Origin of the sequence: Nocardia sp. NPDC023852 (genome assembly GCF_040639505.1) — a bacterium.
Taxonomy (GTDB): Bacteria; Actinomycetota; Actinomycetes; order Mycobacteriales; family Mycobacteriaceae; genus Nocardia.
The window spans coordinates 456,604-480,011 of record NZ_JBFAAB010000001.1 but is presented as its reverse complement, the minus strand read 5'-3'; the positions used below and the strand labels follow the sequence as shown (position 1 = coordinate 480,011).

The window sequence follows — 23,408 nt, the reverse complement described above, 5'->3', positions numbered from 1 at the left end:
CTACTCGGGCAGCAGGCTCAGGGTTCCCTCCGCGCTGCGGGCAGCGGTCAGGCAGGCGGTGGCGGTGAACTGGTCGGCGAGGGGATGGCGGGCGCGGGCACGCCACTTCCGGACCGCGGCGACCGCATGGGCGCGCTGCACCGAGGGCGCCGCGTCGACCGGGAGGCCGAGACGCAGATGGGGGGCGATACCGGTGCCGCCGATGATGCGGTGAAGTTCGGCGAGATCGGTGGCGGGCAGCGTCAATTCGTCGGTTCGCAGTCGGCCGAGCAGACGCAGCTCGGCGAAGCCGTGGACGTCGGCGAGCAGGGTGCGCACCTGAGGCAGCAGACTATCGGCTCGGGTGCCAGGATAGGCGGTGAGCACCCTGGCCAGCGCCGTGAGAGCGGAATGCGCCTTCAGCTGGTCGGCGCGTTGGCCGAACTGCACGTCCAGCACGGACCGTAACTCGTCGACACCACTGCGGATGGTCAATTCGGCGGCGAGCCTGACCGAATCACGCACGCCGAGCCGGATCAACGTGATCGCCATGCGAATACCGAACATGCCGAATCGCTCGGCGAGCTGCGCGCGCAGCTCCGGCCGCACGGGAAGCGGAATGTCGGCACGTGCGAACCGATCCGCCGACAGCAGCGCCGCGCTCAGGTCGTCGACGGGAATACATGCCAGCGCCTCGAACGCCGCGAATTCCTGCTGGCGCAGCGTTGCGGCGGCGAACGCGAGCAGTCCGGCAACCGGAATCACGGCCTGACACAGCCCGGTTCGCTCGAGTTCCGCGGCGAAACGCATGGCGACATCGCGCGCGGAGTGCAACGCATCGATCCGTCCTGCGCCGATTTCATCCGCCCGCGACACCACACCGACGACGCCGAGCGGGCCCGGCAATCCCGATGTCTCCTGGGCGTTTCCGGCGCCGACCCGCTCCAGGAAGCGTACGTCCGCGGCGTCCAGTCTGCGCAGCAGGTACACGATCGCGTCAGCGCCCGGAACAGCGAGATTCTCCTGCACCCGCTCCTCGTCCTCCTCCGGCGTCAACAGCCGCACGGTGCGCCGCGACACCTCACGTGACAGCGACGACGTACCCGGTGTGTCGATGATCGTCGTGTGCGCGAGCGCCGCCGCGGGCCACTCGACCTCCAGGTGGTCGACCTCGCGCGGTGTCGGCGCGTCCCAGTGCAGCCGATCCAAGTCGAAGGTGAGACCGTGCGCTCCGCCGCCACGCCGGACCACCACGTTCGCGCGAGCGCCGTCGTAGGCGTACGCCGTCACGCTCGGTGTGGAACCGTACCGGTACCAGGTGACCACCCTGGTGCACTCGGTCGCATCGGTCGGGGCTATATCTTGCCCGACAAGGGAATTCAGCAGAGTCGACTTGCCCGCTTTGAGCGAGCCGGCCAGTGCTACGCGCAGCGGCTGGTCCAATCTGCGAGCGCAGTCGACCAGCAGTGCCCGAGGTCGCGGTTCGCTCGCCAGCGCCGCCCGCGCCGCGCCGACCAGCCGATGCGCCTCAGCGACGATCCCTGGCGCCGCGCCACCTTCACGTGTCACGGAGCTACCGTACCGGCCGGTCCGGTCGGTAGTGCGGCCTGCATGACATCGGCATATCGGCGCAGCTCGGCGACCACGCGCAGCTGCTGTTCGAGCAGCGCCGCACGTTCGGCGCGTCGAGTGGTGGCCATTGTCGCCGCTTCCTGTGCCGCACGCAGCGAGTCATCGAGCGAGCGCAGGCTCCGCTGTGCGACACCGGCGTAATGGTCGCGCAGCGCGCGGTGGATGCGGTGCAACCGGTCCTTCGACTCTTTACCCGCCTGGAACGCCACGTCGTCGACGAACCTGCGCACCGCCGCCTTCGCCTCGTTTCGGCGCTTGGCCAGCCTTGCCTGCTTGTCGTCACGGAAGGCCTTGCCGCCGACCAGGACTCCCGCGCCGATCGAGATCGGGTTGAGTAGCGCGAGCCCGGCGAACGTGCTGGCCAGCCCGACCATGAGCACACCGCCGTAGGAGCCGCGCATGCCGACGAGCAGCTTGCTGCCGAAGCCGATGTCGGGCTCCAGGTCGGCGAGCGTGCCGGAATTGGTGTGGCCGGTATCGGCCTGCGGTCCGGGACGCACGTCCGGCAGGTCGACGGCGCCGATCTCGGAGAAATGCTCCGCGACCCGCTCGGCCAGGTAGAGCGCCCGCGTATGGGTCCACAACAGGTTGTCGCCGAGCGCGGTGTCGATGGTTCCGGTGAGGTGTTCGGCGATGCGGTCCCAGTGCCGGCCAGGATCGTGCTCGTCGATCCACTCCTCGGTGGTCCGTGCGATGGTGCGCAGCCGGTCCCGCAGATCGTGGTCGACATCACCGGCCAGGTCGGTGATGCCGTCGGCAAGGGTCTGCTGCCACGCCGCGGTGCGGCGGTGGAGTTCCTCGGCCGCGGCGCGGGCGGACTGCAATTCGCGAACGGCCGCCGCGCCCTGCGCCGGATCACGCACCGCGACCAGCTCACTGCCCAGCGCAAGCGCCAGATGTTCCGCCGCGGAACGGATGTCGCGGGCCACCGCAGCACGCGTCGCGAGCTGATCGCGGGCGACAACCTGGTCGCGCAGGAATTGATAGAGCACGCCGAAACCGGATTCCATGCCCAGCTGCGGGTCCTGCAAACGCAGCGCGTGGCTGCGCAGCAGCGACGAGACGGCAATCATGGGCACATCGAGACCGGCCCGCTCGAGATGACACCGGTCGGCCTCGTGCACCTGACGCCAGTGCGGGTACAGGTCGGTCTTCGTGAGCAACAACGCGACCGTCGGACACAGCTCCCGCACCTGCCGGAGAAAGGCGAGTTCCGGCTCGGTGAGTTCGGTGGACGCGTCGGAGAGCACCAGCACCGCATCGGCCGCGGGCACCATGCCGAGCACGTTCGCGGCATAGGAACTCCCGTGCGCGCCGACACCCGGAGTGTCGATCAGCACGATCCCATCGGCCAACAGCGCATTGGGCACCTGGACCTCCCAGCGCACGATGCGCCGACCCCGAGTGAGCGGGGAACGCGCGTCGATCCTGCCGATCTCCTCGATCGGTACTACAACCCGGGTCTCCGCACCGCTGGAGTCACCGTGCGCCGCGAGGACCAATTCCGCCCTCGGCTCGGGGCCGTGCGACAGCAACATCGGCACCGCGGTGGTCGCGTCGTCCCCGACCGGGCAGATGTCGAGGTTCAGCAGCGCGTTGACGAAGCGGCTCTTGCCTTGGTCCAGAAGCCCGGCGACAACGATTCGCCTGCGTGGGTCGCGGACCCGGTCGGCCGCCACCTCCAGGCGGCCCACCAGGTCGTTGCGGCCCGCGGCACGCGCGGCCGCGATGGTTTCCTCGAGTACCGAAAGCAGCGGTACCGCCGGTGGCGTGGCGTTCGGCGCGGGCGTCCCCATCGCGGCATCGACCTCTTTCCGTAGCGCAGGGCAACTGTCAGTGCAGGAAGGCGTCGCCGGTGAGGTCGGCGCCTGCCGAACCGGTGAGATCGGCACCCGCGTGCGTGTCCGTGAACAGACCCGTGTCGGTCTGCGCACCTGTCGCGCTGTCCAGACCCGAACCGAAGGCACTCGACACGTCCAGCGAGGACCAAGTGTGCGCGGTCGATCCGACGCTGCCGCCGAGACCCACGCCGGTGTCGACCGCGCCCTGCGTGGTGTCGCCCACCGATCCGCCGAGACCGGCGCCGGTGTCCACCGCGCCGCCGAAGGTCGAACTCAGCCCGCCGCCGAGATCTGCCGTGGTGCCCAGGCCCGTGGACAGGCCGCTCTCCAGACCGGTTGTCCCGTGCGCGCCGATGCCACTGTCCAGGCTCGATCCCAGCTGTGCCCCCGCGCTCGCCTGGCCTTCGATACCGCTCGACAGGCCCGCACCGGCATTACCCGCGGCACCGAGACCGGTTTCCCAACCGGTCGTCGCGTCAGCACCCGCACCGAAGGCTCCACCCACCGTCGACGACAAGCCGGTCTCCAGGCCGGCACCGGCGTGCGCACCCGCACCGATCGCACCGTCGATCCCCGTGGTCAGGCTGGTTCCGAGCCCGGCACCCGCCTCGAGTCCGGTCGACAGGCTCGAGCCGAGGCCGGCCGCAGCCTGGGCACCCGCGTCGATCGCACCGGTGGGCCCGGCCACGAGGCCGGTACCTGCCTGCACCGCGCCATCCAAACCGGTGGACAGTCCCGCCCCGAGCCCGCTGGACACCCCGGTTTCCAGACCGGTCGTGGTGTCGGCGCCCCCACCGAGCACCGCGCCGACTCCAGTCTCCAGGCCCGAGCCGACCTGTGCTCCGGTGTCCAGTGTGCCGTCCAAGCCGGTGGACAGACCGACGCCGAGATCAGCGCCCGCGCCGAGGGCCGCACCGAGCCCCGTCGCCAGACCGGTCTCCAGGCCCGCCGTCGCCTGTGGGCCGAGGTTCGCGGCCCCACCGACGGCCGAGGAAATACTGCCGACGAGTCCGGTGGTCAGATCGCCCGCACCCTGCGCCGCACCGTCGATTCCGCCGGTCAGCCCGGTCGCGGCCTGGCCGGTGGCGTCGAACGCACTGCCGAGACCGGTCGAAAGGCCGGTCTCGAGTCCGGCACCCACCTGCGCTCCGGCTTCACCCGCGCCTTGCAGTCCGGTCGACAGTCCGGCTCCGAGGCCAACGCCCGCACCAAGCGCTGCGTCGAGACCTGAGGTCAAGCCGCCTGTTCCCTCCACCGCGCCCTCCAGACCAGCACCCAGATCGGCGCCGGCCTGCGCGCCAGCACCGAATGCCGCATCCACACCGGTCGTCAAACCAGTTGCCGCGCCGATGGCACCTTCCAGACCGGCACCGGCTTGTGCACCAGCACCCAACGCCGCGTCCAGACCAGCAGTCGAACCGGTCGCCGCATCCACGACACCCTGCAAACCCGCGGCCAGGTCAGCACCGGATCCCAGCACTGTGTCCAGACCAGCGGTCAAACCCGTCGCCGCATCCACCACACCCTGCAAACCCACGCCGAGCCCCGTCGTCAACCCTTCGGTGGCATCCACCACACCGTCGAGGCCTGTGGATAATCCGGCGCCGAGATCCGCGCCGGCGTCCAGTGCCGCGTCGATCCCGGTGGACAGGCTCGTCTCGAGTCCGGTTCCGATGTTCGCCACGCCCTGCAAGCCGGTGGACAGCTCGGCGCCGAGGTCGGCATCCGCCCCGATGCCGGTGATCAACTGGGCGCCTGCTCCGAGCAGGCCCCCCACGGCGGCGGACAGGTCCGCTCCGGCGTTCACCACGGTGTCGAGACCCGCCGTCAGCCCGGCGCCCAGGTCTGCGCCGACCTGCAGGCCGGTGTCGATCGCTGTGTTCAGACCGGTGCCGAGGTCGACACCGAGACCCGCGCCCGCGCCCGCGCCCGCGCCGAGATCGACACCGAGGTCGGCGCCGAGGTCCAGCCCGGCGTCCGCCGCGGCGGCCGCGCCCACAGTGCCTGCCGCGTTCACCGCGGCAACCGCACCCGTCTGCGCACCTGCCGCCACGATCGCCTGCAGCTGGGAACCGCCCGATACCAATGCCGACTCGGCGACCATCGGGGCACAGGCCGCGATGTCCTCCGGGGTTACCGCGGAAAGGCCCGCCGCGGCAAGCGCCTGAGTCGGGTTGGCGCAGTAGCCGACTGCGGCCTCGTGGTTCCGCAACAGATCGAGGATGAACTCCAGAATCGCGTTGGGTGTCATCAGAAACATCTCCTGAGATCCGGCGGACCTCATGATCCGCAGTCGTTGGAATGAATTTCACGCTAGGGACACCGCCCGTTACTCCGAAACGGGGCGAACCCCTACACCCGGTTCCCCCGCACCCGTTAGGGGCGACCGCAGGAATAGGGGAATATCCCGAAACTTTCCCCGCCCGGTAACGGCGGAGTGTCAGCAACCGACAGAGCTGTTGCGTCGGCGTGACAACACCGAACTGCGCACCATCGGACTGGACAGCAGTGACACCGGATCAGACGGTTTCCGAACGGGGTTTTCGAATGACACAGCGCTTGGCGCTCGGCATCACGGTCGGCGCGTCGAATTCGGTCGCCGTGGCGGCAGCGGAGGATGGCAGCGACGACGACACCATTCTCTCGGGCGGCGGTGCGGTACTCACCCACCCGAGTGTGTTGCGGCTGTCTCCCGACGCGGCGCCCACTTTCGGAGCGGGCCCACGCGCCGCCGGTCGCCATTCCAGCGACGTGCTGCTGGAGGGCTTCCTCGCCAGGGTCGGCGACCCGGTGGACATGCTCGCCGAGGACGGCTCGGCGCATTCCGCGGCCGACTTGGTCGCCACCGCGATCGGATGCCTGCTCGAGGAGATCACCTGGGAGGCAGGCCGCTACGTCGCCGAGACCGTGGTCGCCTGCCATCCGGCCTCGTGGTCGCGGCACACCGTCGACATCCAGCGCGCCGCCCTCGACCAGGCCGGACTGGGTGAGGTGACGCTCGTTCCCGAACCGACCGCCGCGGTTCGCTGGCTCGACGCCGCACACGGTCCGCTCGCGGACGGCGCGGTGGTGGTCTACGACCTCGGTGGATCCGGGCTGACCGTCTCGGTGGTGCGCACCGGGGATCACGCGAGCCTTCTCGGTACACCACTGCGCAGCACGGACATCGCCGGGGCGCAATTCGATCTGCTGACCATGCGCTATGTCCTGGCAAACGCCGTGCTCGTCAATGATTTCGATCCGTTCGACCCCCTGGTGGAACGCGAATTATCGGCTTTGCGCGAGCGCTGCAGAAATGCGAAGGAAGAGCTCTCCATCAATACCGCGACGGTTGTTCCGGTGCGGCTGGATCCGGCCGATCCACACGGAAGCAACGTGCGGCTGGTGCGCGGCGAACTGGAAGACCTCCTACGCGGGCCACTGCTGAGCTCGATCGACCTGATTCGCGACGCGGTACACCGGGCGGGGCTCGACATCGGAGACATCGGCCGCGTCCTACTCACCGGTGGCGGCGGTGCGATCCCCTTGGTCACGGAGCTGATCTCGTCCGAGTTCGGCCTGCCGGTGGTTGCCGCCCCCGAGCCGGAGCACACCGGTGCGCGCGGCGCCGCGTTGCTAGCCACCGACCTGCTTGCCGCCGAGGCGGAATACCTGCCCGTGGCCGCCCCGGTCGCCGAGATCGCGCCACCGACCACGGCGCTTCCCGCGCTGGGCCTTCCGCCCCTGCCCGACGGAGGCCCGTCGCGCCGCCGTGCGCTCACCGGCAAGCAGCGCGCCGCCATCGTCGCCGGCGCGGCGGTCGCCATCGGCCTGCTGGCCACCGGCACCGTCGCCATCGGTACCGGCATCCAGTCCAGCTCGAACCATCCCGCCTCGACGGAGCAGCCCACGACCGGTAGTGCGGCGGAGATCGCCGCGACGACCGTCGTGCGGCCGGGCGAACCGTCCGTACCCGTAGCGGGCGTCGCGGCACCGGACGCGACAACCTCGGCGGGTCGACCGAAAGCCGAGGCCACCGAGGCCGGTGCCCCCTCGTCCGCGGCCCAGGGCACCACGGTCGCCGTAGTGAACAGCGAGCAGGCCCCTGGCCGGCCTGCGTCCGCGGAGCCGGGTGCGTCGCAACCGGCTCCGCAACCACAGCCGTCCCCCCCACCGGCACCGGCACCGGCACCGGCACCGGATATAACCCAGCCCGCGCCGCTGCCGCAGCGTCCGGCGCCGAGCCTGCCGACCGGGGTACTGAACGACACCATCGACGGCGTCGGCGACACCGTCGGCACCGTGCTACGCGCTCCCGGCCAGATTTTCGGAGGCTCAGGTGGCTGATACCGCCCTCGACACCCTGCCGTGCGCGCGTGAGATCTTCCGGGAGCTGGACTCCACCGATCGGCAGCCGCTGGTCTATCTCATCCGCGGCCGCTCGCAAACCGGTAAGTCCACACTGCTCACGGAGATCCGGGCCCGCCTGCGCGCCGATGTCGTCCCGCTGCGGGACGACACCGCCGCACTCCAGCACGCGCACGCGCGCAACGGTTCGTCCGCGATGGCGCAGACGCACAGCGCGACCGGAGCGGGCGTGGCGACCGACGCCGCCACGCGACCGGCCTTGATCATCGACAACGCGCATACCCTTGGCCGCTTCGACCTCGAATATCTCTGCTCCGTGATCGAATCCGGCCGCTGCACGGTGGTTGTGGCGGCGCAGCCGCGCCCACACGACCCGCGGTTGCGGATGCTCGTCGACGCGGCCGCGCGCCGCGGACGCGTCATCGATCTACGCCCGCTCGGCGTGGCCGACATGGCGCCGTTCGCCAAAGAACTCGGCATGATGGTTCCGCACCAGGTCGCCCAGCACATCCACTTGCAGACGGCGGGTATCCGTGGCGGCGTGGTCGCCGCGCTGACCGCCGCTTGCTCGACTCGGCTGGACGCGGGCATCGGCGTCGTCGACACCGCCGTCACCGCATGGGCGCGCGCACTGCTGGACGACCTCGAGCCCGACCTGCTGGAAACCCTCGTTGTCGCCACCACCGGGACGGGACTCGACTCCGGCGAGCTCGCCGAAGTACTCGACGTGGAGCCCGCGGCCGCCCAGGCTCTCATCGACCGTGCCAGAGCGTGCGCGCTGGTGACGGATGCCGACCTGCTGCTCGAACCGGCCGTCGGCCCGCTGCGCACGCTGCTCGGCGATCGCAGGTTCGTCGCGGTGCAGCGCAGGTTGCTCGACGCCCGGCTGGACGCCGGCCTCCTGCGCGACCACACCGCCCTGCAGCTCGCCGAATCCGGCGTCCGCGACCCGCGCCTCGCCGAATTCCTGACCGCCGCGGCGGAGAAGGCCGGTCGCGAGGCGGTCCGTTACTACGCCGCCGCGGCGGCGAGCGGCGCCGACCTCGATTCGATCGCGCTGCGCTGGGCAGAGGCGGCCGCGCGCACCGGCGACGGTGCGACGGCCATGCGCCTGGCCGAACCGATGCTCGCGCGGCCGGGCGGCACCAGCGCGGAGCTCGCTACGGCCGTGCGGATCTGTGCTGCGGTGCTGACCCGTCATGGCATGGTCGGCCGCGCGGCGCAGTTGTACTCCTGGCTCGGTGCAGACCGGGTGGGCCTGGACTGGGCGGTCGGCGCCACCGTGCTGTATCTGTCGGGTGACGCGGCGGGGGCTGCGGAGTTGTCCGCGTCATCGACGCGGTGGCCACCGACCGCCGACGGGCACGCCAGGCTGATCGCGACCGCACTGGCCGACTCTATCGACGAGCGTGCGAACGGTACGGCCGCAGCGGTATCCGCACTGGTGCAGGCCGCGCACGCCGACGCTGGCGTCGACCGCTTCCTGCCGTGCACGGCGGTGTCGATCGCCACGCTGCTCTCACTCGGCACCGGTGAGCCGCGCCGCGCAGGAGACGCATTGCGGCGCGCCGCGGCCAGCGGATTGCGGTGCCATCAGCTCGACGTGCTTTCGGCATGGACGGCGATGCTCGGCGGCGACGAGCGCGCCGCCGCTGCCATCGTGGCCGCGCTGGACTACGACTCCCTCGACGTCCGCGACCGGCTGCTCGCACACGGCGTCGTGGTGGGCCTCGCCCGACGCAGCGGCGACCACACCGCGCTGACCCGCGCGTGGCAGGCGGCCTATCCATTGTTCGACGACGTGCAGGCAGATCTGCTTTCGGTGCTGCCGATCGGCGAGCTGTGGCTGGCGGGCATCCGCCTGCGCGACGAGCGCCGCATCGCGCCGCTGGTAGATGCCGCGCTGGCACTGCTTCGTCGCCTGGATGAGCCACCGGCCTGGTCCAACGCCTTCCACTGGTACGGCGTGCAGGCCGCGATCGCCCACGAAAGCCCCGAGGAGTTGCTGCCACACGCGCATGCGCTGAAGGCGGCGGCCGAAGCAGGTGACCGGCATGCCGCGGTGCTCGCGGACGCGGGCCGCACCTGGGTGCTGGTGCTGCGCGGTCAGGTCGCCGCCGCACCGGTTCATGCCGCCGTCGCCGCACTCACCGCGATCGGCATGACCTGGGACGGCGCTCGGCTGGCCAGCGAGGCGGCACTCGCCGCGCCCGACTCCGCGACAGCGACCGCACTGCTCAAACTGGCACGCACGGTCCGCGCCGACGCCCGGCCGCAGGAACCGCAGGCCCGGCCGCCCGCGCCCGCCGCACGCGAAGGGGGGCAGGCAACGCCAGCGGCTCCTGCGCAGGCACCGGCCGCAATCCTCAGCGAACGCGAACGCGAAGTGGCGGAACTGGTGCTGCTCGGACTGACCTACCGGGAGATCGGAGCTCGGCTGTACATTTCGGCCAAGACGGTCGAGCACCATGTCGCCCGCATCCGACGCCGAATCGGTGCCGGCTCACGTTCGGAATTGTTGTCGATGCTGCGCGCCATGGGACACGGTTCACTGCTGGTGTAACCTTTGCGGTTCCGTGACCGCGGGACGGGAAAGCCGAAGCGAGGTACTGAGGATGGCCACTGGGGTGGGCCTGCGCATCGCCGAGGACGAGTGCACGGCGGTAATCGTCACCGACGGCGACGAGGAGCCGCAGTACATCGTCCGCGAGTCGGCCTTGCATATGTCCGAGGACGGTGACGCCGTGCTCGGCGGACCGGTACCCGCGGGGCATTCCCATTCGATCACCGGCTTCGTCCCCGCCGTCGGCGATCCCGAGGGCATCTCGGTCGACGACGGCGAGGCCTACCGCGCCGAAGATCTGGTCGCGACCGCGTTGTTCTGCCTGATCAATCTGGCCGCTGAGCATCTCAACGGTCCTGCGGAGTTCTACGCGACGCATCCTGGGGACTGGCCCGCCGAGCATGTTCGCTCGCTGCGCGAGGCACTGGACTATCTCGGTCTCCGCTCGGTGCTGCTGGTGAGCGAGGGCGACCTGCCCAGCGCCGGAACCGGCGCGAACGGCGGCTCGTTCGCCTACGACGCGGCGCGGGCGGCGTTGGCGGCTGTGCTGGCGACGCCGGCGGGTGCTACCCCGCCGGACCCGTCCACCGCCGAGAACTCGCTGTTGGACACCATTGTCATCCCGGCGATTCCCCCCGCCCAGCCACAGGCATACTCCGCGGCCATTCCGATCGCGGCGCCGGTCGCGGCGACCGAACCGTCCGCACCCGAAAAGCCCATAGCGGCAACCACTCCCGCGAAGAACCGCAAACGAACGCCGCTACTGATCGCCGCGGCCGCGGCGATCGGGCTCATGCTAGGCGGTATCGCCGTGGCCGCGCTGTTCCGTGACGACGGTGAGACGCCGGTGCCGCCGCTACGCGACGCCAAGTCCGAGCAGTCGTCGGTGAGCCTCACTCCGCCCGCGCCGCCGGTCGAGTTCCCCACGGTGCCCGTCACCACTCCGTCGCCCGAGCCTCCGGTGATCACGGAGACCACAACCCCGGAGACCACTACGCCCCCGCCGCCGACCACCGAGCCGCCGACCACGGCGCCGACCACCACTACACGGCCCACACAGACGCGGACGACCATGACAAACCCCTTCTACCCGCCGATGCAGCCCATTCCGACCTTCCCCGGCTGGATACCTGGTAGTCGGTGATTGGTAGCGTCCTTCCCGGGTTTGTGCCCTAGAGTGATCCGCTGACCGGTGTTGTCGGAGGAATTTCGAACAACAGGTCTGTTGCTGGACGACGGCTGTGTGCCAACGGATTCCGCCTGTGGCCACGGATTTAGCTGGCACGTGCGTGCCGACGAAGGGACTTCATGCGCAAGTTGGTGGCGCGTCGCGCCGCGGTCAAAGCTGTCGCCATCGCCTCGACCGTTCTCCTGGCTCCCTTGTTCGGTACGGCAACCGCCTCGGCGGCGCCCGAGGCTCCCGCGCAGCTCGAAGCGGACACCCTGCCACCGGAACTGGTGCAGGCCATCGCGCGCGATCTGAAGATGACCCCGACGGAGTACCTGGACCGCGCGGCGCGCGCCCAACAGTTGCGTGATTACGCGCGCGACTTCCGCTCGGAGCGACCGGATGCCTACGCGGGTGCCTGGATCGGTGCCGACGGCAAGCCGGTCGTCGCGGTCACCTCGCTGGACGCCGCCCATGTCGCCGCCGCCGATGGCTACCAGACCAGACTGGCCCCGGTTTCCGCGGACAGTCTGGAGGGCTCGCTGATCCAGCTCAATCAGTGGATCACCGGCCTGCCGCGGGAGATTTCGCAGGGGATCAACTCCGTTGCCATCGACTTCCTGAACAGCCAGCTGGTGCTCAGCGTCGCTAACACAGCCGCGGGCCACATGCTCAATCTGCCCACCCTGCTCGCCAACATCAAGGTGATCCTGTCACCGAACGGCGGAGGTCCGGTCGAGCGACGGCCGATGGGCGGCGACACCTACATCAGCGCTCCGATCTCGCTGAAGGACACCTCGCTGAAGGGCGTCGACGTCTGCTCGTTCGGATTCAACAGCGTCGACGCGGCAGGCAATGCGTTGAATATCAGTGCGGGCCATTGTGATCCGAATCTGAGTAAGGGAAACCAGGAGGCTACGGTCTACCTGCCCGATGTCCGAGACATACCTTCCAGCCCCGAACTGGGCACCTTCGTGCGAGCGACCCTCGGTGGCCAGACCGCGCTGGACTACTCGGTGATCAAGCTGAATGACCGCGCGGTGCGAGCGGGCATGGACCAGCCCTCGGTGCGCGCCGCCAACGGCACCACGCTGTCCATCACAGGCACCGCCGAACCGATCACCGGCGCCCCGGTCTGCAAGTCGGGCCAGTCGTCCACCTTCACCTGTGGCTTCGTCGTGGCCGACCGAGTGGAGACCCAGCTGTACACCGCGGAGGGCGAGAGCAAGATCGTGCGCGGCTTCGCCAACTCGGCGTGCACGCTCGGCGGTGACAGCGGGGGCGCGATCGTGTCCGGCACGCTGGCGCTCGGCATCACCAGTGGTTCCAACGCCGCGGACGCGCCGAACTGCAACGAGGCCAATGTCGCGCTCGCGCAGTATGGCGGCACGGCTTCGCTGGGCATTCCGATCCGGCCGATCCTGGCCGATATCGACGCCTCTTCCGGCGGCGGGCTCGGCAGCGGCATCACCGTGCGCACCCGCGCGAACGCCGGGTGAGCTGCCCGAAAAGATTGTGGCGGCCGACATGCGACCGGTTGATCGGCTATCGAACCAACCGGCTTTCCTCGATGAGTAGGCATACCGCGCTCGAGCCCATATAGTCTGGACATGCTCCTGCCACGTATAGGTCCTCTCCGATCGGCTGCGCGACAGACCGGAATCCGAAAAACAGTGATCGCCGCCTCGGCGGCGATCCTGCTGTTCGGCCCCACGGCGGCAGTGGCGACGGCGGAACCCGACCAGGCACCGAACCTGCCCGCCGAACTGGTGGCCGCGGTGACTCGCGATCTGAAGATCTCGCCCGACGAGTATTTGCACCGTGCGGATGTCGCGCAGCAGGTGGCGGCGTTCGCCACCAACGCGCAGCGGCAATACCCGGCCGTGTTCGCAGGCTCCTGGCTCGACGAGGCCGGCAGGGCGGTCGTGGCACTGGCCCAGGGGCCGGGCGCCGACGAGGCCAAGAAGGCCGCGGAGTCGGCCGGGTTCGAGGTGCACAATGTCGCCAAGAGCGAGGCCTCGCTGCGTGGCGAGAAGAGCGCGTTCGAGCGGTGGCTGGAGGGCCAACCAGAGGCGGTGCGGTCGCTGGTACGTGGCGCGGTGATCGACACCGTCAACAACTCCATCGCGGTGCGCGTCGACCAGGCGGGCTTGCCGATGCCGAACTTCATCGATCCGGCGCGGATCATCGTGATGGCCCCGCCGGTGGCGGGTGAGGAAAGCACTCTGCAGGCCGGCGACATCGCCGGTGAGACGCAGCGCGGCGCCCTCGCGGGCGGCGACGGCTTCGCCTCGGTCTCCGGACGCAGCTCGCTGCGCTGCTCGCTCGGCTTCAACGGCACCGACCGCAACGGCAATACGGTGAATATCACCGCGGGCCACTGCAACCCCGACATCGCGTCGGCGGGCAGCGGCAACGCCGCGGGCGTCTACGAGCTGAACGGCGACCGGCTCGGCGCGCAGCTCGGCGTGTTCCAGAAGTCGGTGCTCGGCGCGCAGGACTACTCGATTGTGCGGATCAACGACCAGACCAGGGATCGCTTCGCCAACAACGGCGTTCGGGCGCCCGGCGCGGCCCCGATCGCGGTCGACGGCGTGGCGACCCCGGTCGTCGGCGCTCCGGTCTGCAAATCCGGTGCGCGCACCGGCTTCAGCTGCGGCGTTGTCAACGCGGTCGATCAGACCGTGCAGGTCGGCGAGCGTGAGCTCACCCAGAGCTTCTCGGCCAACATCTGCGCGCTGCCCGGCGACAGTGGCGGCCCGATCGTGACCGGCCGGCTGGCGCTCGGCATCTCCAGCGCCTCCTCGGTCGCCGACTACCCCGTGTGCGAGATCCCGAACCTGATCGGCGCCCTCACCGGCAACGTGCCGCAGCTGTTCGCGCAGCCGGTGCACGTGGTGCTCTCCGACAACCCGGGGCTTCGCGTCCGCACCAACTGACCAGCAGAAGACGAAAAGGCCGACAGCCTTGCGCTGTCGGCCTTTTCGCTGTCCCCAGCCCCTTTTATCCCTGCCCTTGCGCGGCCTCCGGCCGGGTATCCGGCGCGTGGCCCCGCTCTGTTCCGGCATTCTGACTGCATGTGTTTGGTGTTGATCGGCTGGCGCGCCCATCCGGACTACCGGTTGATCGTGGCCGCTAACCGGGATGAGTACTACACCCGGCCTGCCGAGTCCATGCGGTGGTGGCCGGAGGTGCCCGGGCTGCTCGCCGGGCGCGACACCGGCGCCGAGAGCAGGGGCGAGGGCGATCCTCCCGGCACCTGGCTCGGGCTCACCACGCGGCCACACGGCCACAGCCGATTCGCCACAGTGACGAACGTGCGCAATGCGAACGACGAACGCGCTGACGCCCGTTCCCGTGGCGCGCTGCTGATGGACTTCCTGCGCGGCGCCTCCGACCGTCATCCGGCCGGAGCCTTTCCCGGGCCGGAGAAGTATGTGCTCGACCTCGCGGCCGCGCCCGACGACTACAACGGCTACAACGTGGTGGTCTCCGATCTGGAGACGCTGTGGTGGCACTCCAACCGCGGCGCCGCCCGTCCCAGGGAACTCGTTCCAGGCTTCCACGGGCTCTCCAACGGCACGTTCGTCAGCTCCGCGGGTTTGGCGGAGGGGGACCCGGATCCGACCGCGCCCCAACCCATCTGGCCCAAGGTGCGCGCGGGGCTGACCGAACTGCGACAGCTCGCGCAATCCGATCCCGATGCGGTGGAGCGCTATTTCGCAGTGCTCGCCGACCGCACCGAGGCCCCGGACGACCACCTGCCGCACACCGGGGTTCCCCAGGAGATCGAGCGGACGCTGTCGGCCAGGTTCCTCGGACACACCCTGCACGGCACCAGGGCCAGCACGGTGCTGCTCGTGCGAGAGGACGGAACGTTCTCGATGGCCGAACGCTCCTTCGGCAGGCTCGGCCGCGAGATCGGCGAGGTTTCCTTCCGTGGCACGCTCGACCTACCCGGATAACGACCCGCGGCCCACTCTCCGGAGAGAGCGGGCCGCGTGCTGATCGAGCGAGAAGCGTTCGAGCGGATTACTTCGGAGCGACCGCCGTCGCCGAATAGTTCCCTTCCGCCCACTTCGTAGTGCCGTCCGGCGCCTGCATAGTGTTGAGCAGGTCCATGCCCGCAACAGCGAGCGCGGGACCACCGACGGCCACAGTGCCGAGGATGCCACCGATGCCTGCGCCCGCGATAGCGGCGGGGATGCAGCCGACACCGAGGAACGGCAGGCCGAGGATGCAGCCGATCACGCCGCCCAAGACGACACCGACAGCGGTGCCGAGGAAGCCGCCCACGGCGGTGGCGATGCCGAACTGGCTGGCGAACTCGTTCTGCGCGCGCGAGTTCTCGAGCGGCGAGGCGATCGGCTGCGCGACGACGTTGACGGCGTTGATCGGCTTGTCCTTGGGGACGGTGACCCCCTGCTCAGGTGTCAGCTCGAGCACCGTGGCGTCGTCCTTGACTACCGGCTTCACCGGGACGAGGGTCTCGGCGACCCGGAAGGCGATCGGGAGCGTCAGAACCGCGTTGCCCTGTCCGTCCTTGATCTTGTAGACGTCGTCCTCCTTGACGTCCTCGGAGGACTTCGCGAGTTCGAACGTGCCCCCCTTGAGCGTCGTCACGACGGTCTTGTCCACCAGCTTGACCGAGTACCGGATGGCCTGGTCAGGTGTAGCCGCCGGCTCGTCGGCATGTGCGGTCCCCAGGCCGATGGTCATCGCGCCGATGACCATCGCGGCGGCCGCGGTGGTTCTGCGGAGTTTCATTCAGTTTCCAATCCATGCATCAGGTCGTCGTTTACCAGCGGATCCGCACGCGCGAGCTCTTTTCTCATCAAATCCGGTGGCACTCCGGATCCTCCCCGAGCAACGTGCAGATAGGCACAGCAAACAGAACGTCGTGAGCCTAATAGAACGCCGTGTTTTAAGCGAGATCCCTTATCAGGTATGGGGACTAAGCCAATCCTCACCGATTGGCCCCATCCCGCGGCGTTTACGGTAGTTATCACCTGAGCGCTCGCCCAAATCGACAAACCGTGATGTTGATCACAGGCGCATCGCGGGTCAAGCCCCGCCCCATGGGCTACAGCTCAAAGGCCGATACTACGATGGACACCGGTTATTACCGATGGGTAACTTACCGCCGGTTAGGATACGAGCCAACGGGGTGGCGCCAGAACCGCCCTCGCTCGTGTTGCCTCGAAAGAAAGGTCGCGACATGAATGCCCTGACAGTGACGCTGGGCACGATTGGGGCGACGCTCAGCCTCCTGTGTTGGGCGTCGTTCATCGGCGGCGTCCGCAATATCGTGCGCGCCATCATGGTCGGACAGCCCGCGCCGGATCGCTGGCGGCCGTTCTTCCCCCGGTTCAAGCAGATGATCGTGGAGTTCCTCGCGCATACGCGCATGAACAAATTCCGCACCGTCGGCTGGGCGCACTGGCTCGTGATGATCGGCTTCATCGGCGGCGCCATCCTGTGGTTCGAGGCATACGGGCAGACGTTCGACCCCGAATTCCACTGGCCGATCATCGGCAACTGGGCGATCTACCACCTCTGGGACGAGATCCTCGGCATCGGCACGGTGCTCGGCATCACCACCCTGATCGTCCTGCGTCAGCTGAACCACCCGCGACTACCCGAGCGGCTGTCTCGGTTCAGCGGTTCGAAGTTCGGCCCCGCCTACGTGATCGAGGCGATCGTGCTGATCGAGGGCCTCGGCATGATCTTCGTGAAGGCGGGCAAGATCGCGGCCTACGGCCACTCCCACGCGGCCACCGACTTCTTCACCATGCGGGTGGCCGAACTGCTGCCCGCAAGCCCGACGCTGGTGGCGCTGTTCGCGTTCGTCAAGCTGATGTCCGGCATGCTGTTCCTGCTGCTGGTCGGTCGCAACGTCACCTGGGGGGTGGCCTGGCACCGGTTCTCCGCGTTCCCGAACATCTACTTCAAACGTGCGGACGACGGCGGCGTCGCCTTGGGCGCGGCCAAGCCGATGATGTCGAAGGGCAAGCCGGTCGACATGGAGACAGCCGATCCGGACACCGACACCTTCGGTGCCGGCCGGATCGAGGACTTCTCCTGGAAGGGCTGGCTGGACTTCACCACCTGCACCGAGTGCGGTCGCTGCCAGTCGCAGTGTCCGGCCTGGAACACCGGCAAGCCGCTCTCACCCAAGCTGCTGATCATGTCGCTGCGTGATCACGGCTACGCCAAGGCGCCCTACCTGCTGGCCGGCGGCCGCAAAGACATGGGCGGCGACGAGATCGGCCTGGTCGATGCAGACGGCAAGCCGAACGAGGTCGAGCTCGCCAAGATCTCCGAGGCAGCGAAGGCCGAGGCCGAGCGTCCGCTGGTCGGCGGCGAAGACATCAACGGCATCATCGATCCCGAGGTGCTGTGGAGCTGCACCACCTGTGGTGCGTGCGTCGAGCAGTGCCCAGTGGACATCGAGCACGTCGACCACATCATCGACATGCGTCGCTACCAGGTGCTGATCGAGTCGGAGTTCCCGTCCGAGCTCGCGGGTCTGTTCAAGAACCTGGAGAACAAGGGCAACCCCTGGGGTCAGAACTCCAAGGACCGGCTCAACTGGATCAACGACCTGGACTTCCGGATCCCGGTCTTCGGTCAGGATGCCGACAGCTTCGACGGCTACGACTACTTGTTCTGGGTCGGCTGCGCGGGCGCCTACGAAGACCGCGCCAAGAAGACCACCAAAGCTGTCGCCGAGTTGCTAGCCACCGCCGGTGTGAAGTTCATGGTGCTCGGCGCCGACGAGACCTGCACGGGCGACTCGGCGCGCCGCGCGGGCAACGAGTTCCTGTTCCAGCAGCTGGCGCAGCAGAATATCGAACTGCTCGACTCGGTGTTCGAGGGCGTCGAGGACCGCAAGAAGAAGATTGTCGTCACCTGCGCGCACTGCTTCAACGCGCTCAACAACGAGTACCCGCAGGTCGGCGGCAGCTACGAGGTCGTGCACCACACTCAGCTGCTCAACCGCCTCGTGCGCCAGAAGCAGCTGATCCCTGTGGCCTCGGTGTCGCAGAACGTCACCTATCACGACCCTTGCTACCTGGGCAGGCACAATAAGATCTACAACGCGCCCCGTGAGCTGATGGCCGCGTCCGGCTCGAACCTGGTGGAGATGCCTCGGCACGGCGAACGGTCCATGTGCTGTGGTGCCGGTGGCGCGCGGATGTGGATGGAAGAGCAACTCGGCAAGCGCATCAATATCGATCGGGTGGACGAGGCATTGGACACGCTCACCGCGTCCGATGGCCGCTCCGGAAGCTCCACGGCGTCGAAGATCGCGACCGGATGCCCGTTCTGCCGCGTGATGCTCACCGACGGCGTCACCGCGCGCCAGGAGAAGGGCGAAGGCGAAGGCGTCGAGGTCGTCGACGTCGCCCAGCTGATGCTGGACGCTATCGAACGCGCCGAGCCCGCGAAGCTGACCGAGAACCTCACCGTCATCCAGGAGCCGAAGGCACCCGCGACGGAACCCGAGCCCGAACCGGAGCCTGCCCCGGCCGCCGAGACACCCACCACCGAACCCGCGACGACCGAGCCCGCATCGGCACCCGCCGCACCGGCCAAGGGCCTGGCCATGAAGGGCCCGGCGAAAGCCCCCGGGGGCCTCGGCATGAAGGGCGCCGCCAAGGCCCCCGGCACCAAAACCCCCACCACCGAACCCGCGGCGACCGAGCCCGCATCGGCACCCGCCGCGCCAGCCAAGGGCCTGGCCATGAAGGGCCCGGCGAAAGCCCCCGGGGGCCTTGGCATGAAGGGCGCCGCCAAGGCCCCCGGTGCCAAGGCTCCGGCGGCGCCCGCTGCGGAGTCGGTCGAATCGCCTGCGGCCGAGGGCCCCGCTGCCCCGCCGGTCAAAGGTCTGGGTATGAAGGGTGGTGCCAAGGCGCCCGGACTCGCCAAGAAGGGTGCGGCCAAGGCGCCTGGCGGGAAGACGCCGGCTCCCGCAGCCGAGACTCCTGCTGATATCACACCGGCCGAGGGTTCCGACGCCACGGCGGCTCCGGCCCAGTCGGCGGCTCCGACCGAAACCAAGCCGACGGTGCCCGCCAAAGGGCTGGCCATGAAGTCCGGTTTCAAGCGCCCCGGCGCCAAGGCACCCGTTGTCAAGGCGCCAGCTGCCGAGCCGGCCGAGCCGGAGGAAGTGCCCGCTACGGAAATCCCAGCGGGTCCGGCCGAATCCGCCTCCGAGCCCGAGCGGCCCACCAACGCAACCACCGGAAACGGCGCACCCGAGGTCGCGCCGCCCACCGCCAAACCGGGTGGCCTCGGCTTCAAGTCCGGCGCCAAGGCGCCTGGCCGAAAGAACTGAGTGCGGAAGCGCGTCGGACTAACAGTCCTCGAAGAAGGCTTTGATGTAACCCACCGACTGGTAGACGTAGTCGTATCCCCAACGAAGGGCCGAGAGGTGCGGTTCGGGGTCGGCGAAGAGAAGTTCTCCATCCCAGCACTTTTCGATGATGTAGCGAGCTCGGGAAATATGCGGGGTGAAGGTGACGACGATGACGCGGTGCCAGTTGTCGGCGCGGGCGAGGCGGGCGAGTTCGCGCCCCTCGCCGCGGGTGGTCCGCGGGGACGGGTCGAAGCAGGTGACCTCGAAGCTGTAGCCGCCGTGACAGATCCGGTTCACCAGCGCGCTGTTCTCATAGGGATTGGAGAACAGCACGCGCGGTGCGTACCCCTCGCGCGCCAGGCGGAGGCCCAGTTGTTCGCGCCCGTCGTGCGCGCCGCCCAGGACGAGAATGGCGTCCGCCGGGACGGGCGTGTCGGTGTGCGGGCGCACGTAGACCGGCCACAGCGCCACTACGGCAACGACGACCACGACGAGCAGGGGCCAGCTCCACCGATGATGTCGTCGCACCACGCCGATGCTAGCCGGGCGGCGGAACGATTTCGCAGGTCAAGCCGTTTCGCCGACCCACGTCGCCGCCTGTACATCTGCTGTTGCCCGGACCCTTGCCCCGGTGACGTGGTGCGGCTACCGGCGGGGTTTACCAATCGATCATGCGATGCACAGTCTTCGGAACCGGGTATCTCGGGGCTACGCATGCGGCATGCATGGCCGAACTCGGGCATGACGTCATCGGGGTGGACGTGGACCCTGGCAAGGTCGCGAAGCTATCCGACGGGGTAGTGCCGTTCTACGAGCCGGGCCTGGAGGAGGTGCTGCGACGCAACCTCGACGCGGGCACGCTGCGGTTCACCACCTCCTACGCCGAGGCGGCCGCGCACGCCGAAGTGCATTTTCTCGGCGTCGGTACCCCGCAGAAGAAGGGCGAGTACGCCGCCGACCTGAAGTACGTACACGCTGTGGTGGACTCGCTCGCCCCGATTCTGGAGCGTCCATCGGTGATCGTCGGCAAATCGACGGTGCCGGTCGGCACGGCCGTAGCACTCGGCGCCCGCGCCCGCGCGTTGAGTGCGACCGAGGTCGAGGTGGCGTGGAATCCGGAATTCCTGCGCGAGGGCTTCGCGGTCAAGGACACTCTGCGCCCGGACCGGCTGGTAGTCGGCGTCGACCACGGCCGCGACGCCGCTGGATGGGTCGAGGAGAGGGTCCGCGAGATCTACGTCGACCTGATCGCCGCCGAGATTCCGTTTCTGCTGACCGATTTGGCCACAGCCGAATTGGTCAAGGTTTCCGCCAACGCCTTTCTGGCTACGAAGATTTCGTTCATCAATGCGGTGTCGGAAGTGTGCGAGGCAACCGGCGCCGACGTGACGATGCTGGCCGATGCCCTCGGCTACGACGCACGCATCGGCCGCCGTTTCCTCAACGCGGGCTTGGGATTCGGCGGCGGCTGTCTGCCGAAGGACATCCGCGCGTTCATGGCCCGCTCCGGGGAACTGGGCGCCGACCACGCTGTGGCCTTTCTGCGCGAGGTGGACAACATCAATATGCGCCGCCGTACCAAGGTGGTGGACATGGCCGCCCGCGCCTGCGGCGGCTCACTGCTCGGCGCCAACGTCGCGGTGCTCGGCGCGGCGTTCAAGCCGGAATCCGACGACGTCCGCGACTCGCCCGCGCTGAACGTGGCGGGCATGATCCAGCTGCACGGCGCGGTGGTGACCGTCTACGACCCGAAGGCAGTGGAGAATTCGCGGCGGGTGTTCCCGACCCTGAACTACGCGACCTCGATCACCGAGGCGTGCGAACGCGCCGACGTGGTGCTGGTCCTCACCGAGTGGAACGAGTTCATGGCACTGCGTCCGGAGAACCTCGACCGAGTAGTGCGAGCCCGCAACATCATCGACGGCCGGAACTGTCTCAATCGTGCCACCTGGAGAGCCGCCGGATGGGTGTACGCGGGACTCGGCACACCGTAGAGTTGCGAGACAAGGTGGGACTACTGGCCGTATGACCAGTCCTGCCTCTAGCACAGCTGATCGTCGACGGTAGGGTCCGTCCAGCGGACCTCCGCCGAACGGACGGCGCAGGCTCGCATGTCGTGACGCATGAACGAGATGGGCAGCTGGATGAGTTCGGTACTGGGAGTTTCGGTGGGGGCCGGCGCTGTCCGTATGGCGCGGCCACACGCCGGGAACCCCCATGGGCATGTCGCGTCGCATTCATTCGACCTGCAGAGCATTCCGGTGGCCGACCAGAGTGTGGAAGAGTTGGCGGCCGAAGCCATCGGGGTCACGCTGGAAGCCACCCAGGGTATCGGCGCTACCGCGATCGCCTACCGCAGTGAGCAACATGCCCACGCGATCCGCGCAGCGATGGCGCGTCAGCAGCTGACCAACTACGAACTCGTTCCGGAGATCGTCGCGGCATTGGAGTTCGCGCAGTCCACCGGCGACATCCGTGGCATCTCGTCGCTCGTGGTCTACGACCTCGGCAGCTCGGGCCTGTCGGTGAGCGTGGTCGACACTCAGACCCGCGAGGTCCGCCACAGCGAACGCACCAGCGACATCAGCGGCGACTACCTCGATTCCCTGATCAGGGAACAGCAGATCGCATCGGGCCGGATCGCACACCCGCCGAACGCCGCCGGTCTCGCCGCCCTGGACGCGCTGTGCCGGGAAGCCAAAGAGCAGCTGACCTCCAACACCGCGGTCGCGCTGCCCAGTGAGCAGGGCTTGGTGCTCCTGGCGCAGGAGAACTTCGAGTCGCTGATCATGCTGGCGATCGAATCATCGGCGCGGATGACCCGGGACGCGATCGTGCGCTCGGACCGTCCCGTGCACGGGGTGCTCGCCATCGGCGGCTGTGCCCGAATCCCACTAGTCGCCAAGGTTCTCGAACGCTGGATGGGCGTGCCCGTCATCGTCCCGGACAGCCCCGAGACCGTGATGGCCCGTGGCGCCGCGCTGTTGGCCCGGCCGGTCCGCAAGGAGACCCCCGCCGCGAGCCCGGCGCTCGGCGACGACGAACTGTCGCCTGCGTGGTTATCCGCACCTGCCGCAACCGGCAAACGCGGGATCAGCGGCGCCGTGCTGACGGTAAGCGCACTCGCCGTGATCGCGGCGATCGGGCTCGGGCTCGGCTACGGTCCGCAGGTGCTGGAACGTGATTCGCACAGCAGCGAGGGGTCACCCTCGGTGTCACCAACCACCGCTCCGCGCACCACCGTGCTCGACCCACAGATCGCGGTCGCGCCGGGCACGACGGCGGAATCAGCGAACGAATCGGTCGCCGCGCCCCCACCGAACCGGCGCCAGACCACCACCGAAGCGCCACCGACTCCCGGCCCGAACACCATCGTGGTGCCTGGTCTTCCGCCGATTGTGGTCCCCACGATTCCGACGGAGATCTTCCCTTTCCCACCGCCGCCTCCGCGCTGATCGCCCGCAGGCCTGCGCGATTCGCAGCGGACCTCACCGCAGAGGAACTGCCGGGGCCCAG

General features: G+C 68.8%; 14 protein-coding genes. 9 read left to right on the top strand and 5 right to left on the bottom strand.

What is annotated here, in order from left to right; genetic code table 11:
* From AB0H00_RS02085 to AB0H00_RS02075, 3 genes are read right to left on the bottom strand one after another with little or no spacing between them, the layout of a single operon-like run.
* Positions 1-1,548 carry a dynamin family protein gene (locus AB0H00_RS02085; RefSeq protein WP_357259337.1) on the bottom strand — a complete coding sequence of 516 codons (1,548 nt, stop codon included), beginning with the start codon at positions 1,546-1,548 and terminating at the stop codon, positions 1-3.
* Positions 1,545-3,407 carry a dynamin family protein gene (locus AB0H00_RS02080; RefSeq protein WP_357259334.1) on the bottom strand — a complete coding sequence of 621 codons (1,863 nt, stop codon included), beginning with the start codon at positions 3,405-3,407 and terminating at the stop codon, positions 1,545-1,547. The genes AB0H00_RS02085 and AB0H00_RS02080 overlap by 4 nt, the downstream gene beginning before the upstream one ends.
* A 37-nt stretch (positions 3,408-3,444) precedes the next feature.
* A complete protein-coding gene (locus AB0H00_RS02075) occupies positions 3,445-5,703 on the bottom strand; it encodes an IniB N-terminal domain-containing protein (RefSeq protein WP_357259332.1) in 2,259 nt (752 codons plus the stop codon).
* 296 nt (positions 5,704-5,999) lie between these two features.
* Here AB0H00_RS02075 and AB0H00_RS02070 point away from each other — a divergent pair, with 296 nt between their 5' ends.
* The 6 genes from AB0H00_RS02070 to AB0H00_RS02045 all read left to right on the top strand — a co-directional run bounded on the left by AB0H00_RS02070 (position 6,000) and on the right by AB0H00_RS02045 (position 15,495).
* Positions 6,000-7,778, top strand: a complete 1,779-nt coding sequence (locus AB0H00_RS02070) for an Hsp70 family protein (protein ID WP_357259329.1) — start codon at positions 6,000-6,002, stop codon at positions 7,776-7,778.
* Positions 7,771-10,362, top strand: a complete 2,592-nt coding sequence (locus AB0H00_RS02065; RefSeq protein WP_357259326.1) for a LuxR C-terminal-related transcriptional regulator — start codon at positions 7,771-7,773, stop codon at positions 10,360-10,362. Before AB0H00_RS02070 ends, AB0H00_RS02065 begins: the two co-directional genes overlap by 8 nt.
* Positions 10,363-10,414: 52 nt before the next feature.
* Entirely contained in the window at positions 10,415-11,506 is a 1,092-nt protein-coding gene (locus AB0H00_RS02060) for a hypothetical protein (RefSeq protein WP_357259323.1), read from the top strand.
* Positions 11,507-11,670: 164 nt separating this feature from the next.
* Positions 11,671-13,029, top strand: a complete 1,359-nt coding sequence (locus tag AB0H00_RS02055; RefSeq protein ID WP_357259320.1) for a S1 family peptidase — start codon at positions 11,671-11,673, stop codon at positions 13,027-13,029.
* A 111-nt stretch (positions 13,030-13,140) separates the two neighbouring features.
* Positions 13,141-14,469 (top strand): S1 family peptidase, encoded by a 1,329-nt coding sequence (locus AB0H00_RS02050; protein WP_357259318.1) that lies wholly within the window; start codon positions 13,141-13,143, stop codon positions 14,467-14,469.
* A 138-nt stretch (positions 14,470-14,607) separates the two neighbouring features.
* The gene (locus AB0H00_RS02045) at positions 14,608-15,495 is read left to right on the top strand and encodes an NRDE family protein (RefSeq protein WP_357259315.1); all 888 of its coding nucleotides are present in this window, start codon (positions 14,608-14,610) and stop codon (positions 15,493-15,495) included.
* Between the two features lie 67 nt (positions 15,496-15,562).
* On the opposite strand, the gene AB0H00_RS02040 is transcribed toward AB0H00_RS02045, so the two are convergent.
* On the bottom strand, positions 15,563-16,297 hold the full coding sequence (locus AB0H00_RS02040; RefSeq protein WP_357259313.1) for a hypothetical protein: 735 nt from the start codon (positions 16,295-16,297) through the stop codon (positions 15,563-15,565).
* A 451-nt stretch (positions 16,298-16,748) separates the two neighbouring features.
* Between AB0H00_RS02040 and AB0H00_RS02035 the strand changes: the two genes are divergently transcribed.
* Positions 16,749-19,871 (top strand): heterodisulfide reductase-related iron-sulfur binding cluster, encoded by a 3,123-nt coding sequence (locus AB0H00_RS02035; protein WP_357259311.1) that lies wholly within the window; start codon positions 16,749-16,751, stop codon positions 19,869-19,871.
* Between the two features lie 18 nt (positions 19,872-19,889).
* Here the strand turns inward: AB0H00_RS02035 and AB0H00_RS02030 are convergent, their stop codons facing one another.
* Positions 19,890-20,420 (bottom strand): YdcF family protein, encoded by a 531-nt coding sequence (locus AB0H00_RS02030; protein ID WP_357259309.1) that lies wholly within the window; start codon positions 20,418-20,420, stop codon positions 19,890-19,892.
* Positions 20,421-20,563: 143 nt separating this feature from the next.
* Here AB0H00_RS02030 and AB0H00_RS02025 point away from each other — a divergent pair, with 143 nt between their 5' ends.
* Together AB0H00_RS02025 and AB0H00_RS02020 are read left to right on the top strand one after the other, a co-directional pair.
* A complete protein-coding gene (locus AB0H00_RS02025) occupies positions 20,564-21,886 on the top strand; it encodes a UDP-glucose/GDP-mannose dehydrogenase family protein (RefSeq protein WP_357259307.1) in 1,323 nt (440 codons plus the stop codon).
* 150 nt (positions 21,887-22,036) lie between these two features.
* A complete protein-coding gene (locus AB0H00_RS02020) occupies positions 22,037-23,347 on the top strand; it encodes an Hsp70 family protein (RefSeq protein WP_357259304.1) in 1,311 nt (436 codons plus the stop codon).
* The last annotated feature ends 61 nt before the right edge of the window (positions 23,348-23,408 follow it).

Excerpts from the sequence above, each read along its gene's own strand:
- AB0H00_RS02055 (WP_357259320.1), top strand. The coding sequence starts at position 11,671 with ATGCGCAAGTTGGTGGCGCGTCGCGCCGCGGTCAAAGCTGTCGCCATC.
- AB0H00_RS02025 (WP_357259307.1), top strand. The coding sequence starts at position 20,564 with ATGCGATGCACAGTCTTCGGAACCGGGTATCTCGGGGCTACGCATGCG.
- AB0H00_RS02045 (WP_357259315.1), top strand. The coding sequence starts at position 14,608 with ATGTGTTTGGTGTTGATCGGCTGGCGCGCCCATCCGGACTACCGGTTG.
- AB0H00_RS02050 (WP_357259318.1), top strand. The coding sequence starts at position 13,141 with ATGCTCCTGCCACGTATAGGTCCTCTCCGATCGGCTGCGCGACAGACC.
- AB0H00_RS02020 (WP_357259304.1), top strand. The coding sequence starts at position 22,037 with ATGAGTTCGGTACTGGGAGTTTCGGTGGGGGCCGGCGCTGTCCGTATG.
- AB0H00_RS02060 (WP_357259323.1), top strand. The coding sequence starts at position 10,415 with ATGGCCACTGGGGTGGGCCTGCGCATCGCCGAGGACGAGTGCACGGCG.
- AB0H00_RS02035 (WP_357259311.1), top strand. The coding sequence starts at position 16,749 with ATGAATGCCCTGACAGTGACGCTGGGCACGATTGGGGCGACGCTCAGC.
- AB0H00_RS02040 (WP_357259313.1), bottom strand. The coding sequence starts at position 16,297 with ATGAAACTCCGCAGAACCACCGCGGCCGCCGCGATGGTCATCGGCGCG.
- AB0H00_RS02070 (WP_357259329.1), top strand. The coding sequence starts at position 6,000 with ATGACACAGCGCTTGGCGCTCGGCATCACGGTCGGCGCGTCGAATTCG.
- AB0H00_RS02075 (WP_357259332.1), bottom strand. The coding sequence starts at position 5,703 with ATGACACCCAACGCGATTCTGGAGTTCATCCTCGATCTGTTGCGGAAC.
- AB0H00_RS02080 (WP_357259334.1), bottom strand. The coding sequence starts at position 3,407 with ATGGGGACGCCCGCGCCGAACGCCACGCCACCGGCGGTACCGCTGCTT.